This window comes from Azospirillum sp. TSO5 (assembly GCF_003116065.1).
In the GTDB taxonomy this organism is placed as follows: Bacteria; Pseudomonadota; Alphaproteobacteria; order Azospirillales; family Azospirillaceae; genus Azospirillum.
In genome coordinates, this window is sequence record NZ_LGQY01000075.1 from 22,379 (window position 1) to 36,440 (window position 14,062).

Below are 14,062 nucleotides of genomic sequence, written 5' to 3' on the forward strand. Positions count from 1 at the left end.
GACCGCTGTCGAGATAACTTGCTAAGAATTGGACAGTGTGGTTAGAGCGGCTAACCAATGCAGATCGACCTGAACCTGTTGACCCTGTTCACCGCGGTGGCGGAGACCGGCAATTTCCGTGCGGCGGCTGACCGCCTTGGCGTGACGCGCTCGGCGGTCAGCCAAGGCGTGCAGCGGCTGGAGGCCGCTCTCGGGCAGGCGCTTTTCCTGCGCACCACCCGCAGCGTGCGGCTGACCGAAGCCGGCGAGCGGTTCCTGGCACGGGTCTCCGCCCCTCTGGCCGAGATCGCGGGCGCTATCGACGCGGCGTCCGGCTCGGCGGAGGAGCCCCGCGGAATGCTGCGGATCGCCGTCACCTCGATCGCCGAGCGGTTCCTGTCCGGACCGCTGATCGCCTCCTTCAGCGAAGCGTACCCCGGCGTCACGCTCGACGTGACGGTGACGGATCTGGAGTTCGACATCGTCGCCGCCGGCTTCGACGCCGGCGTGCGTCTGGGCGAGGTGATCGAGCGCGACATGATCGCGGTGCCGCTGACCGGCGACCAGCGCCAGATCGCGGTGGCGACGCCAAGCTATCTGGCGCGTCACGGCACGCCGGAGCACCCGCGTGATCTCGTCCGCCACCGCTGCATCGGCTGGCGACCACAGCCGGACACCGCACCCTACCGCTGGGAGTTCGAAAAGGACGGGCACGCCTTCGACGTCTCGGTAGAGCCGCAGATCACCACCAACGACATGCTGCTGATGCTGCGCACGGCGCTCGCCGGCGCCGGCATCACCTTCGGCATGGAGGAGACGTTCCAGCCCTATCTCGAACGCGGGGAACTCGTCTCGATCCTCGACGACTGGTTGCCGCCCTTCGCCGGCTTCTTCCTGTATTTCCCAAGCCGGCGCACCGTGACGCCCAAGCTCCGCGCCCTGATCGACCATGTCCGGCGCCACCGCGAAGGACCGAAGACCGGACAGCTTCACCCCTCGACATAGGCAGCGAGTTCGGCCGCGGTCCCTTGCGGAAAGGCCGCTTTCAGATAATCGAGAAAGGCGGAAACGCGGGCGTTGAGCAGCCGCCGTGTCGGATAGAGGACCCACAGCGCCGTCTCATGCCCGATCACATCGCCCCAACTCACCAGCCTGCCGGCGGCCAGATCGGGGCTGGCGAGCGACAGCGGCAGGCGGGCCGCCCCCACACCCATGCGAACTGCATCGCGGATCATGACGAACGAGGAAAGGCTGAGAACCGGCTCGACCGCGATGCTTGCCGGCCCCGAGGGTGTCGTCACCTCCCATATCTCCGGCTGGCCCAGCGATCCGCGGGTGACGGCGGGAACGGTATCGCGGCCGGTGGGCGGCGGCAGATCAGGGCCCGCCGCCACGACCAGCCGGTCACGAAGGAAGATGCGGCCGACGAGGCTTGCATCGGGGTTCGGATTGACGCGGATGACCAGATCATAGGTTTCTTCGATCATGTCGACGGCCCGGTCTTCCGTGGTGATCTCAAGCCGGACCTCCGGGTATTTGCACAGGAATCCCGCCGCCAGCTTGCCCATAGCGGTCTGCGAGAACAGCAGCGGTGCGCTGATCCGCAGCCGGCCGCGGGGGCTCTGGCCACCGGAGGCAATCGCCTTCGCCGTCTCGTCAAGCTCGGTCAGCAATACGCCCGTCCGCTCGAACAGGGCACTTCCCTCCGCCGTGAGTTTCAGTGAACGGCTGCCCCGCTCGAACAGACGCAGGTCGAGGCTCGCCTCCAACTCGGCCACCCGCCGCGACAGAGTCGCCTTCGGGCGCCCGGCCGCACGCGCGGCCTTACCGAACCCGCCATGGCGGGCGACCAGATTGAAGTCAGCCAGGGCAAGCAGGTCCATCCGTTCCACCAATGAGACGGTGCGTCCAAATCCGGTGCCTATCGGGCCTGCCGTGGATCGCTATTGTCAAGGACATCTTCTGACACCGAAACCGGAGTGATCCCCATGACCATCCTCGTTACCGGAGCCACCGGCCGCGTTGGCCGCAATGTCGTCGACCAGCTGGTGAAGCGCGGCGCCGACGTGCGCGTGCTGACCCGCGACCCGTCGAAGGCCGCCTTCTCCGCCGGGGTGGAGATCGCCCGGGGCGACATGCTGGACATCGATGCGCTGCGTACCGCCTTCCGCGATGTCCGCACCCTGTTCCTGTTGAACGCCGTCACCGGCGATGAATTCACCCAGGCGCTCATCACCCTGAACATCGCCCGCGAGGCGGGTGTCGAGCGGGTCGTCTATCTGTCGGTGTTCGAAGCCGATCGCGCGGTGAACGTGCCGCATTTCGCAGTGAAGTTCGGTGCCGAGCGCATGCTCGACCAGATGGGTTTCAGCGCCACCATCCTGCGCCCGACCTACTTCATCGACAACGAGGTGATGATCAAGGACGTCGTCCTGAACCACGGCGTCTACCCAATGCCGATCGGTAGCAAGGGCGTCGCCATGGTCGATGCGCGGGACATCGCGGAAATCGCGGCCATCGAGCTGATCCGTCGTGACCGGGCGCCGGGAAAGCTGCCGGTCGAGACCATCAATCTGGTCGGCCCCGACACGCTGACCGGTCCGCAGGTGGCCGCGATCTGGTCCGATCTGCTGGGCCGCACCGTGGTCTATGGCGGCGACGATCCGAGCGGGTTCGAGCAGACCATGGCGTCCTTCATGCCGAAATGGACCGCCTATGAGATGCGCCTGATGGCCGAGCGCTATGTCAGCGACGGGATGATCCCCGATGCCGGCGACGTCGAACGTCTGACCGCCCTGCTGGGACGCCCGCTGCACAGCTACCGCAGCTTCGCCGCCACGATCGCCGCCGGCTGAGGATCCACGACCTCCGCCCCGGTGCACATCTTCCCATCCGGTTGACACCCGGCACCGCTTTCCCGCAACTTGCACCTTGTTTGACCGGTCAAACTCGGAGCGGCACCGTGCCCGTAATCGCAATAGCCACCACCAAAGGTGGTTCGGGGAAAACCACTCTGGCGGCCGGCCTCGCCGACCTTCTCCGCAGGCAAGGCCGAAGTGTGGAATGCATCGACACCGATCCCAACCGCAACCTTCACGACTGGCTGTCCGATCCGCGAAACGGCATCCCGTGCACGCCGGTCGAGGAGGAAGCGGTGATCGACAGCGTGGCCGGCGCGGTCGAACGCTCCGACTATGTGCTGATCGATGTGGCCGGCGCCCTGCAGAGAGGCATGCTGTACGCCATCAGCGCCGCGGACTTCGTCATGATTCCGTGCAAGACCGACCGGAAGGACGTGGTCGAGGCGGTGCGCACCCAGGAACTGATCGAATCGGCCGGCAAGATGGTCCGCCGCAAAATCCTCCACGCCGCCGTGCTGACCCAGGTCAACCGGCGTGCCCAGGTGACCGGGCACACCCGCGCCCAGCTCGAGGTGATGGGCGTGCCGGTGCTGCACGCCGACCTGCCGGCCCGCACCGCCTATCAGCAGGCCTCCTGGAATGGTGCTCCGCTCGCGGCACCTGAGGCGCGCGAAGACTTCGGCGCCATCGCCGCCGAAGTGGCGTCCCTGATGGAGGCGGATCATGGCTAAGCGGCCCCCTCTCAAACTGTTCGACGCGGACGAGATCAAACGGTCCATCGCCCCGCTGGCACAACGCCTGCCGTCGAACCGCCCATCCTTCCAGAGGCCGTCCGGCCATGATGACTCGCTGCCCCCGGAACCCACGACCCCGGACGAGTATGTCGAGACCATCGACCGCTTGTGGGAGGAGGCACAGAAAAGCTTTCTTGCCATCGGACGCTATCTGGAAGAAGCGCAGAAGAAGCTTTCGGCGGAGCAGTTTGCCCATGTGATCGAGCGCCTTCGATTCGGCAAAGTCGTCCGCAGCCAGATCATGACCGCCTACCGCGCGGTAACCGCCGGCCTGTTGCCGCCGGGCGTCGAGGCCGCCGGCTATTCGGTGGTCTATCATGCCGCAACGCTGTCCGACACGGAGCGCGCCCAGGCCGTCGCCGAAGGCGTGATCCGCCCCGACATGCGCCGCACCGAGATCGTCGCTTTCAAGCGGCGCATCCGGACGAACGCAGCACAGCGCGATGACGACCGCCGGGCGATGCTGAAAGCGGAAAGACAGCGGCTCCTTGCCCGTGTCGCCGACATCGACCGGGAGCTTTCCGCCCTCGCGTGACGGCGTACGGTTCCGGCTGCCGAGGACGGCATCGAGCAACAGTGAACTCCGGCTGTGTCTTGCGAAGCTGTACGCCGGCCTCGATTGGGCGTGGTTCCGTACGCAGGCCTAAAACTCCTCGCCACTGCGGACCACCGCAAAGCTCGTCCATCGCCCGGCTCCGCACCGCAGCCGCTGAGAAACACCGACTCCTTCACCACGCTCCGGGACACGGCCGCTGCCGCTTGCGATCAAGAGATCCGCCGCAGATAATGCGCCACATTTGTACACGCAACAGGAGACGTGCCGCGTGTTCGCCTTGTCCGACCTGCGCCGCTTCATCGATTCAGGCTCTCTCGAACGGGGGCGACAATATTGGCGGGACGGCCGCGTCGGAACCGTTGAGGCTCAGTTGCGGCGGGGAGATGACTGGAGCGTGACGTCGGCGGTCCGGGGCTCGGGTCGCGCGCTCTATCGTCAGGATATCATCGTCAAAATCGCCGATGGCGTGCTGCAACAGGTGGATGGCGAATGCGACTGTCCGGTGGGTTACAATTGCAAGCATGTCGCCGCGGCGCTGCTGGCCTGGGCCGAACGCGCCGCCATCACCGCCAGCAGGCTGCCCGAACGGCCAACCTCGCCCCGGCCCGGCCCCTCATTGCCGGCGCCGACCGCTGCTGCCGCTCAGGACCAGACCGCCCCGGCGCAACACGGCCTCTCGGCACCGGTGATGGATTTGCTGTCGCGGCTGACCGCGGCGGCACAGCGCGAAGCGGCAAACCAATATCCCGACTCCGTCCGCAAGCGCCTGCTCTATGTTCTTCGGCTGGATGAGACGCCATCCGGCGACCGCAAGCTGCTGCTCCACATCCTTTCGGTCACCCTGCGCAAGGATGGGCAGTTCGGGAACGACGACAAGGCTTATGATGCCTATCAGTTCCGCACCCTGAGTTCGGCGAAGTTCGTCACCCCGGCGGATCACGCGCTGATGAATGCCGTATCGCGCAATGCAGAGACCGGCTCACACGGGTTCCGGCTGCCGGCCGAGGTCGCCCCCTGGCTGATCGAACGCATGCTGCCCACCGGCCGGCTGCATTGGCAGGATTTCCGCAAGGGCGCGCCGCTGCAGGCGGGCCCTGCGCTGCCCGGAACACCGCGCTGGGAGACGGACGGCGCCGGACGCCAGCGCTTCACCATCATGGTTGGGCCAGACGCCGCCGAAACGCCGCCGGCCATCGTGCTGCCGACTGCCCCGCTGCTCTATGTCGACCCTGCGAACGCCACCTGCGGCCCGGTCGACGCGACAGCGGTGTCGCCGCACATCGCGGTTGCGCTGCTGACGGCCCCGCCGCTGCCGCCGGGCGAAGTGGCCGCCTTTCGCGCCGAAGCGGAACGTCTCGGCGACCGGTTGCCGGTACTGCCGGAGTCCCCGGCGCGGGCGGAACGGCGCCATGTCCTGCCGCGGCCGGTGCTGCGGCTGGGCGTGGCCCGGCTGCCGGGGTCGCCTTTCCTGCACCAGCCGGTCTACGGGATGACGGGGATGATGGAACTCCCGGTCGCCGACCTGTACTTCGACTATTCAGGCACCCGCCTGCATTGGAAGGACCGAGGGCCGCCGCTGCAATGGATGGAGAACGGTGTTCTCGTCACCGCCGAGCCTCAGCCGAAAGAGGAAAAGAAGGCGATCGAGCGGCTGAAGGATGCCGGCTTCGCCAACAGGACGCTGCCGCTCGGCATCGATGGCGCCTCCCGCGCCCGCCACGAGCTGTTCGCCGTCCCCGGCGACGAATTCGCTCAACAGTCGGTTTGGTTGAGCTTCTGCCATTCGGTGCTTCCCGACCTTCGGGCCGCCGGCTGGACCATCGAGATCGCTCCCGGTTTCCCGTTCGAGGTTCTGGAGGCGCCGAAGGATTGGGCGTTCGAGGTCGAGGACGGTTCCGGAATCGATTGGTTCGGTCTGTCGCTCGGCGTCGACATCGGTGGCGAGCGCATCGACCTGCTGCCGGTGCTGCGCGAGGTGATCGACGCGCTGGCGCGCATCGGTCCGGCCCTGCTCGATGACGGTGTCTTCGACGAGGACTTCTTCGACGATGACGTTGATGAGGACGACGATGCCGACGGGACGGATGGCCGATCACCGGCGCAGGCGCCGGGGCTGGCGGCGGTGCTGGAGCGGTTGGCGCCGTCCGGAACGATGTTCGTGCGGATCGGCGGGACCCGTTACCTGCCGCTGGCGGTGGAGCGGGTGGCGCCGATGATCGGCGTGCTGATGGAGCTGTTCGGCCTGCAGCCCGGCGGCGGCGATCTGCGCATCGGCCGGTCCCACCTGGGCGACCTGTCGGCGCTGGAGGAAGCCGCGTCGGCTGCCGGCATTCCACTGCTCGGCGCCGACGCCGTGCGCGGCATGGCCAAGGCCCTGCGCGAGGCGGGTGGCGTGCCGGCAGTCGCGCCGCCGCAGGCGCTGCGCGCCAGCTTGCGCCCTTATCAGCAGGCCGGGCTCGATTGGCTGCAGTTCCTCGGCGCCCACGGCTTCGGCGGCATCCTGGCCGACGACATGGGGCTGGGCAAGACGCTGCAGGCATTGGCCCATCTGCTGGTGGAAAAGGAGGCCGGCCGGCTCGACCGCCCCAGCCTGCTGGTGGCGCCGACCAGCGTGCTCGGCAACTGGCGGGCGGAGGTGCAACGCTTCGCACCGGCCTTGCGGATGCTGGTCCTGCACGGTCCGCAGCGCAAGACGGCTCACGGGTCGCTGGCCGAATATGATCTGGTGGTGACCTCCTACGCCCTGCTGCCGCGCGACCGCGAGGTGCTGACGGCCCAGCCCTGGCATCTGGCGATCTTCGACGAAGCGCAATATCTCAAGAACCCCGGCGGTCAGGCGAGCAAGGCGGCGCAGGCACTGCAGGCCCGCCAGCGCCTGTGCCTGACCGGCACCCCGGTGGAGAACACCCTGGACGAGCTGTGGGCGCTGTTCGCGGTCAGCGTACCTTCGCTGTTCGGCGACCGCACCGGCTATCGGAAGACGTTCCGCACGCCCATCGAAAAACATGGCGATGCAGACCGCCAGCGCGTGCTCGCGCGCCGCGTTCGCCCCTTCCTGCTGCGCCGGACCAAGGAGGAGGTGGCGGCGGAGCTGCCGCCCAAGACCGAAATCCTGGAGACGGTGGAGCCCGGCGGCGGCCAGCGCGACCTCTACGAGACCATCCGCCTGACCATGGACCAGCGCGTGCGTGACGAGGTGGCGCGCAAGGGGCTGGCGCGCAGCCGCATCACCATCCTGGATGCGCTGCTGAAACTGCGGCAGGTCTGCTGCGATCCCAGGCTGGTCAAGCTGGAAAGCGCCCGCAAGCGGGTGACGAAGGGAGCGGAGTCGGCGAAGCTGGACCGGCTTGTGGAAATGCTGCCGGAGCTGTTGGCCGATGGTCGGCGCATCCTGCTGTTTTCGCAGTTCACCTCGATGCTCGACCTGATCAAGCCGGAAATGGCACGGCTGTCCATCCCCTTCGTCGAGCTGACCGGCGACACCAGGGACCGCGAGACGCCGATCAGGCGTTTCCAGGCGGGCGAGGTGCCGCTGTTCCTCATCAGCCTGAAGGCCGGCGGCACCGGACTGAACCTGACCGCCGCCGACACGGTGATCCACTATGATCCCTGGTGGAATCCGGCGGTGGAGGACCAGGCGACCGATCGCGCCCACCGCATCGGCCAGGACAAGCCGGTCTTCGTCTACAAGCTGGTCACCACCGGCACGGTGGAGGAACGCATGGTACAGCTACAGGAGCGCAAGCGCCGGCTGGGCGAGGCGGTCTACGACCAGGGCCAGACCGCCGATGACCTGTTGACCGCCGACGACCTCGATTTCCTGCTGGCTCCGATCGACGAATGATGCCGGCAGGAAAGGGTTGCCACAGGACCCCGCACCGTCGCCCGCGTACTCTTGCGATGAACACGCCGGCCGCCGGCCTTGCCGATGTCCGATTCGCAGGCCGGCTGCGTACTCTTGCGATGATGAATCGCCCAGGCACGCAGCGGCGCCGGCTTGTCCCGCGTATTGTTGCGATGCCGATGCGCACTCTTGCGATCGGCGACTCGGGCCGACTCGGCTTTTCCCCCGTACTCTTGCGATGAATCAACTAATAGAGTCTCAAATAGGATTTCTACTAGCTATGCTCTCAAGAGTACGCGTTGCGGTTCATAGCCCGACAGGTCACACTCCTGACAGCTCTGGCAGGAGGGATGACCCGTGGGTACGCTTCACGAACTGATCAGGACGCATGGCGCCGACGATGCCCGCCGTCTCGTCCCGGAACAGGAGCGCCCCTTCGTCGATCTGGCGGCCGAAGCACTGGCGACCGAGAGCAAGGCTCTCGGCATCACCTATGCCGGGTTCTGCCTGACCAGCCTGCCACACAAGGCGTTGCCGGACGAGCAGCATTGGGAGCGCCCCGGACACAAGGTCAAGCTGATCATCGAGCCCGGCCGCCTGCCAGACAATGATGGAACGACGCGTTTGTTCGGCGTCCCTTACGGCTCGCGCGCCCGTCTCATCCTGCTTTACCTGCAGACCCGTGCCATCCAAACCGGCAGCCCGGAGGTCGAACTGGGCGCGTCCATGCGCGACTGGATGAGCCGGATGAACGTTTCCACCGGCGGCAAGTCGTACCGTGACGTCAAGGAACAGGCGAACCGGATCAGTGCCTGCAATCTGACCTTCATCTGGGAACGCCAGGGCAAGAAGGCCGAATTTGCCAAGGACACCATCGTCAAGGGCGGCATCCAGCTCTACGACACCGACGACGACCAGCAATTGCGCCTGTGGGTGGACACGGTGCGCCTGTCCGACAGCTTCTTCAAAGCCTTGCGCGAGCATCCGGTGCCGGTGTGGGAGCCGGCGATCAAGCTGATCTCCAACAAATCGATGGCGATCGACATTTATATCTGGCTAGCCTACCGCTTGCATGTGCTGGGGACCGCCACGCCGGTGACCTGGACCGCCCTGCATGGCCAGTTCGGCGCAGGCTACAAGAACATTTTCCAGTTCAAGCCGCGCTTTCAGGACGCCTTGAAAGCGGCCCTGGCGGTCTACCCCGATGCGAAGGTCAGCATCGACGATGCCGGCCTCGTCCTCCACCCTTCCCGCCCGCCGGTGCCGGAACGGCAGTTCGCACTCTTGCGATGACCGGAGGGCCACGTACTCTTGCGATGAGACCTCGCAAGAGTACGCGATAAGGCTTCCTTGGGCACGGCGCCGTCAAGCATGGCGCGTGCTGCACAGCAAGATGCACATCGGTTGACAGTGCCGTCAACATCGCTCATCGTTCCGCGGATTCACCTCCCGGAGTGAGCGATACCCTATGGCGCATGAGATGAGCGGCGAGGAACTGCGCCGCTACCGCGAAGACCGCGGCATGAATCAGCAGGAGTTGGTGGTCTGGCTCAACGAGCGGCTCGGCCGCCGTTATGACCGCGCCAAAATCTCCCGCTGGGAAACCGGAGCGGAGCGGATTCCGCAAACCGTCGGCGCAGCCCTGAAGGCGTCGACCAGCCCGGTGGGCATACCGGCCGCTTCCAGCCCCCGCAACGCTCCGCTCGTCCTGTGCGCCGCAAACCAGAAGGGCGGGGTCGGCAAGACGACGACCTGTGTGAATGTCGCGTGGCTTCTGAGCAGGCAGGGCCAGCGGGTGCTGCTGGTCGACTGCGATCCGCAGGCCAACGCGACCGTCCATCTCGGCGTCGACCCGCACGAGCGCGAGGTGGTCAAGGAGACGCTGACCCACGCGCTACGCTCGACCCGCCCACTGCGGGAATTCGTCACCCCGGTGTGCGACGGCGCCTTCGACCTGCTGCCCTCCTCCATCTCGTTGGCGGCGGCCGACCGCGAACTGCTGCGCCAGCCGAACGGCACGCTGATCCTGCGCGCCAAGATCGCCCAGCTGTCCGGCCATTACGACTTCATCATTCTCGACTGCCCGCCGCATCTGGGCGAACTGACCGTGTCGGTGCTGAACGCCGCCGACCAGCTTCTCATCCCGACCCAGACGGAGATGCTGTCGCTGATGGGCATTCCCCAGCTGTTCGAGACCATCGCCGGCGTGCGCGAGCTGGTCAACCCGCGGCTGCGGATCCTCGGTATCCTGCCGACGATGTTCAGCCCGCGCCGGCTGCAGGACGAGCAGATCCTGACCGAGCTGCAGGCGATGGTCGCCTCGGAGAACCTGCGCCTGTTCGCGCCGGTGCGCCGGGCCGCCGATTACACCAAGAGCGTATTGGCCGGCCGGCCGGGGCTGGCGATGAACCCGAATTCCGCGGGAGCGGACAGTTACCAGGAAATCACCGAGGCGCTGTTGGCGCTGGCGCGGGCGGAGGTTGGCCATGGCGTCTAAGAAGGGGCTCGATGTCGCCAACACCGGACTGCTGAAGCGGACGATCAGCCGCGCCGCCGCCGGCGGTGGCGGGACCAGCAACCGGGCGCTGTTCGGACTGAGCGGCAAGATGCGCTTCCGGGAAATCCCGCTCGGCCAGATCGAACCCGATCCCGATCAGCCGCGGCGCAACGCCCAGGAGGCCGACATCGCGACGCTGGCCGCGTCGATCGAGCAGAAGGGACTGCTTCAGCCGATCAACGTCCGCGAGATCACCGTCGACCGCTTCATGATCATCGCCGGCGAGCGGCGCTACTGGGCCTTCCGCCAGCTCGACCGCGATACCATTCCGGCGCTGGTGCTCGACACCGACGACGCCCAGGCGTTGGCGCTGATCGAGAACGTCCAGCGCGTCGACCTGCACGCCATCGACGTCGCTCGCTCGCTGGAGCGGCTGGTCGAGGACAAAGGGCTGACGCAGGAACAGGCGGCGGTGCTGATCGGCAAATCGCAAGAGTACGTGGCCCGGCTGCTCGGCATCCTGCGGCTGCCGGCGGCGATCCAGGAGGATGCGCCGCAGCAGAGTCATGTGTCGGTTTCGGTGCTGATGGAGCTGTCCGAACTCGGGGACGCCACACTGCAGGCCCGGCTGTGGGAGCGTGCGAAGGCCGGCCTTACGGTGAAGGCAGTGCGCGAGGCCAAGCAACAGCGCAAAGCCCCCTCCCCTGCCCCCGCCGCGCACCGAACGACGCTGCGGGCGCTGCATAAGGGAGTAGCAAGCTTGCGCGATCTCAGCGACGGAGGCAGCCGGCTCGACGATGCCGACCGTGAGGCTCTGCGCGCGCTGCGCATAGCCATCGATACGCTGCTCGGTGAGTGACACTCTATTAGACGTCTAATAAGCCGGGGCCTTGCCGATCTCGATGCTATTAGACGTCTAATAACGCCCTCCCCTTCTCCTAGAGATCCTGAACCGGGCGGCCGCTGCCGGAGTTTTGCGGCCGTCGGGCATTTTCTCCGCCGCCGTCCGACGGACTATGACCACGGTGGACAGCGTTCCGGTGACCGCGCCGGCCGAGATCGTCGTAGCATCGACTTGGCCCTGACCGGAACGCTCTGTTCAACATCGGAGGCAAGCAAAACAGTCGCATCAAGGCGAGTATCTTCTGTCCCTCCGCCGTTGATATCGTTTCAGTCCACGCCTTCCAGGGAAAGGCGACGAGCTATGCGGCCTGTTCGGCGAGATTGGCCAATCTCCCGAGTGGGCTTGCCGTCGATTGTGTCGGGCCTCGGTGCAGGCGAACACCAAGCGCGGGCAAGATCGCTTCGACGGTCGTCCGCATCATGCCCCGTGTCTGCGGGCGCCGAGGGGTAGGCCGTGGCACCCTGTCCGCTCGGCCCGGCCAGCAGATGTTCGATGAAGCTGCGCACCTTCGGCGAGACATGGCGGGTCGCCGGATAGACGGCATGGATGGCCTCGTCCGTCACCTCCAACCCCGTCAAGACCGGCACCAGGCGGCCGGTGCGAATGTCGTCCTCGACGATGAAGTCGGCCAACCGTGCCAGCCCCAGCCCATCCACCGCGGCATGACGCAGCAGCCACAGGCTGTCGGTCTGGATGCCGCCGGCCGGATGCAGGATTTCGCGCCGGTCGCCGACCAGGAACTCCCACTCCGTCCGGCCGGAGCCTGACAGCAGAGTCAGGCAATCATGGCGGGCGAGGTCGGACGGCGACTGTGGCTCCCCCCGGCAGTCCAGATAGTCCGGACTGGCCACCATATGGCGGCGCAGAGGCCGCAGTCGGCGGGCGATCAGGGTGGAATCGGCAAGCCGCCCGGCGCGGATCGCCAGATCGAATCCGTCGTCGATCAGCCGCGGCACGCGGTCGCTCAGGCTGGCCTCCAGCGACACGCCGGGGTAACGGCGCAGGTATGAGGGCAGCAGCGGCGCCACCCACATCTCGCCGCGTCGTGCGCGCCAGCAGCCGGCCCATCCTGGTCGAGAATCCGGCGGCCTGCATCACCTTCGCCGAAAGCACCATTCCCGAAGCCGAATTCCTGACGGAACTGGCCGCCCGCACCGGCTGCGGCCTGCTGCTGGACGTCAACAATCTCTATGTCTCATCGGTCAAACTCGGTTTCGACCGGTCTGCATGGCTCGACGCCATTCCGGTGGCCACGATCGGCGACCTGCATCTGGCCGGTCATGCCCGCATGACCATCGGCGGCGAGGAGTTGCTGATTGATGACCATGGCAGCGCCGTCGGCGAGGCCGTGATGGGTCTCTACGCCGACGTGCTGGAGCGCATCGGCCGGCGGCCGGTGCTGATCGAATGGGACAACGACCAGCCGCCGCTCGACGGCGTGCTGGAAGAGGAGGGCAGGGCGCAACGGCTGCTGGATGTGACGATACAAGCGCTGAAGATGCCGAATGTCCATTGTGCCGGCTGACACGAAACTGGCGGGGCTCCAGCGGCGACTTTGCCGCCTTCCTGCTCCGCGGTGATCGCCATTGCCGCGATCATCGTCCGCAAGGTTCGGGCAGCCTCCCACCCGGTTCGGTCGCCTGCCGGAGAGTCGTGACCATGTCGCCGGATGGCTCGACCGTCATGCCGTACCGCTGCTCGACCTCGCGGTCCGGCTGACGATGGCGTCGATCTTCTTCCGCTCCGGCCTGCAGAAGATCGGCGACTGGCAGGCGACGCTCTTCCTATTCCAGGAGGAATACCGGGTGCCGCTGCTGCCGGTGGACGTCGCCGTGTTGCTGGCCGCGGCCACCGAGCTGACCATGTCGATCCTGCTGGTGCTGGGGCTGGCGACGCGGCTGGCGGCGGTGCCGCTGCTGGCGATGGCGCTGGTGATCCAGTTCATGCCGGGCGCCGAAAACCCGGCCTTCAGCAACCCGCAGCATTACTTCTGGATGCTGCTGCTCACCGGGCTGATCCTGCGTGGCGGCGGACGGCTGTCGCTCGACCATTGGCTCTTGAACGTCAGCCGTCGCTAAGGAGGCCGCCCATGACCACCACGCATCCCGCTGCCCCCGATACACGGGGGCAACGGGGACATCGGCGGATCGCCCAACTCGGCTGGCTTCTATCGTCCGATTTGGTCGCCCAGCTGCCGGTCCTAGCGGTCAGCATCGTCACCGGACGTTGGTGCAAGATGGCCGGGCCGGTGGTGTTCGGGAGGCCAAGCGGGTATAGAGGCGGCCCGCTGAAGCCGCGCCTCCGATGCTGTATAAGGCCAATGAGCCCCGCCGCCACAAGATCCCGAAGGCCCGCTATCGTGTGGAGAATTGGGCGGCATACGACGCGGCGCTTCGCCGGCGCGGTGATACGCCCGAAGCGGAAGTGATCATCCCACCGCGCGCGACCGCGGTGCCCAACGACACCGCCGCAAGCGCGCCCACGCAGCGCGACCAGCACATCCAGATGATCGCAGAATGCGGACGGCTCGGCTGGCAGCAGGCGGTCCGGTACGGAAGGCGATCTCTCGTCGAGGTGTCGATGTTGAGGTACAAGCCGCTGAGCGGCCGCAGCCTCCGCGCTCGGAC

The 14,062-nt window shown here is 66.7% G+C and carries 12 protein-coding genes and 1 pseudogene; 11 read left to right on the forward strand and 2 right to left on the reverse strand.

Going from position 1 to position 14,062, the window contains the following annotated elements:
• Positions 1–57 precede the first annotated feature (57 nt).
• Positions 58–984: a LysR family transcriptional regulator gene (locus TSO5_RS19695; protein ID WP_109153141.1), complete on the forward strand. Its 927-nt coding sequence runs from the start codon at positions 58–60 to the stop codon at positions 982–984.
• Here the strand turns inward: TSO5_RS19695 and TSO5_RS19700 are convergent.
• A complete protein-coding gene (locus TSO5_RS19700; RefSeq protein ID WP_109153142.1) occupies positions 969–1,862 on the reverse strand; it encodes a LysR family transcriptional regulator in 894 nt (297 codons plus the stop codon). The genes TSO5_RS19695 and TSO5_RS19700 overlap by 16 nt on opposite strands.
• Before the next feature lie 105 nt (positions 1,863–1,967).
• Between TSO5_RS19700 and TSO5_RS19705 the strand changes: the two genes are divergently transcribed.
• The 7 genes from TSO5_RS19705 to TSO5_RS19735 all read left to right on the forward strand — a co-directional run bounded on the left by TSO5_RS19705 (position 1,968) and on the right by TSO5_RS19735 (position 11,390).
• Entirely contained in the window at positions 1,968–2,834 is an 867-nt protein-coding gene (locus tag TSO5_RS19705) for an NmrA family NAD(P)-binding protein (RefSeq protein WP_109153143.1), read from the forward strand.
• A 107-nt stretch (positions 2,835–2,941) separates the two neighbouring features.
• Positions 2,942–3,571 (forward strand): ParA family protein, encoded by a 630-nt coding sequence (locus TSO5_RS19710; RefSeq protein WP_158282455.1) that lies wholly within the window; start codon positions 2,942–2,944, stop codon positions 3,569–3,571.
• Positions 3,564–4,169, forward strand: coding sequence for a hypothetical protein (locus tag TSO5_RS19715; RefSeq protein ID WP_109153145.1), 606 nt, complete (start codon positions 3,564–3,566; stop codon positions 4,167–4,169). The genes TSO5_RS19710 and TSO5_RS19715 overlap by 8 nt, the downstream gene beginning before the upstream one ends.
• A gap of 415 nt (positions 4,170–4,584) precedes the next feature.
• On the forward strand, positions 4,585–8,034 hold the full coding sequence (locus TSO5_RS19720; protein ID WP_247870835.1) for a DEAD/DEAH box helicase: 3,450 nt from the start codon (positions 4,585–4,587) through the stop codon (positions 8,032–8,034).
• Between the two features lie 357 nt (positions 8,035–8,391).
• Entirely contained in the window at positions 8,392–9,327 is a 936-nt protein-coding gene (locus tag TSO5_RS19725) for a replication protein RepA (RefSeq protein WP_109153147.1), read from the forward strand.
• A gap of 175 nt (positions 9,328–9,502) precedes the next feature.
• Positions 9,503–10,531, forward strand: a complete 1,029-nt coding sequence (locus TSO5_RS19730) for an AAA family ATPase (RefSeq protein WP_109153148.1) — start codon at positions 9,503–9,505, stop codon at positions 10,529–10,531.
• Positions 10,521–11,390 (forward strand): ParB/RepB/Spo0J family partition protein, encoded by an 870-nt coding sequence (locus TSO5_RS19735; protein ID WP_109153149.1) that lies wholly within the window; start codon positions 10,521–10,523, stop codon positions 11,388–11,390. The genes TSO5_RS19730 and TSO5_RS19735 overlap by 11 nt, the downstream gene beginning before the upstream one ends.
• Before the next feature lie 311 nt (positions 11,391–11,701).
• On the opposite strand, the gene TSO5_RS19740 is transcribed toward TSO5_RS19735, so the two are convergent.
• A complete protein-coding gene (locus TSO5_RS19740; protein ID WP_247870836.1) occupies positions 11,702–12,463 on the reverse strand; it encodes a substrate binding domain-containing protein in 762 nt (253 codons plus the stop codon).
• Between TSO5_RS19740 and TSO5_RS19745 the strand changes: the two genes are divergently transcribed.
• The 3 genes and pseudogenes from TSO5_RS19745 to TSO5_RS19755 form a co-directional block, all read left to right on the forward strand.
• Entirely contained in the window at positions 12,442–12,960 is a 519-nt protein-coding gene (locus TSO5_RS19745) for a DUF692 family multinuclear iron-containing protein (RefSeq protein WP_247870837.1), read from the forward strand. The two genes, TSO5_RS19740 and TSO5_RS19745, sit on opposite strands and share 22 nt — an antisense overlap.
• 61 nt (positions 12,961–13,021) lie before the next feature.
• Positions 13,022–13,513, forward strand: a complete 492-nt coding sequence (locus TSO5_RS19750) for a DoxX family protein (RefSeq protein ID WP_247870838.1) — start codon at positions 13,022–13,024, stop codon at positions 13,511–13,513.
• 334 nt (positions 13,514–13,847) lie between these two features.
• Positions 13,848–14,062, forward strand: a pseudogene (locus TSO5_RS19755) (IS5/IS1182 family transposase); the annotation flags it as partial.

What these genes read in the sequence shown, in the direction of transcription:
- TSO5_RS19695 (WP_109153141.1), top strand. Translation starts at nt 58, where the DNA reads ATGCAGATCGACCTGAACCTGTTGACCCTGTTCACCGCGGTGGCGGAG.
- TSO5_RS19700 (WP_109153142.1), bottom strand. Translation starts at nt 1,862, where the DNA reads ATGGACCTGCTTGCCCTGGCTGACTTCAATCTGGTCGCCCGCCATGGC.
- TSO5_RS19705 (WP_109153143.1), top strand. Translation starts at nt 1,968, where the DNA reads ATGACCATCCTCGTTACCGGAGCCACCGGCCGCGTTGGCCGCAATGTC.
- TSO5_RS19715 (WP_109153145.1), top strand. Translation starts at nt 3,564, where the DNA reads ATGGCTAAGCGGCCCCCTCTCAAACTGTTCGACGCGGACGAGATCAAA.
- TSO5_RS19730 (WP_109153148.1), top strand. Translation starts at nt 9,503, where the DNA reads ATGGCGCATGAGATGAGCGGCGAGGAACTGCGCCGCTACCGCGAAGAC.
- TSO5_RS19735 (WP_109153149.1), top strand. Translation starts at nt 10,521, where the DNA reads ATGGCGTCTAAGAAGGGGCTCGATGTCGCCAACACCGGACTGCTGAAG.
- TSO5_RS19745 (WP_247870837.1), top strand. Translation starts at nt 12,442, where the DNA reads ATGAGGGCAGCAGCGGCGCCACCCACATCTCGCCGCGTCGTGCGCGCC.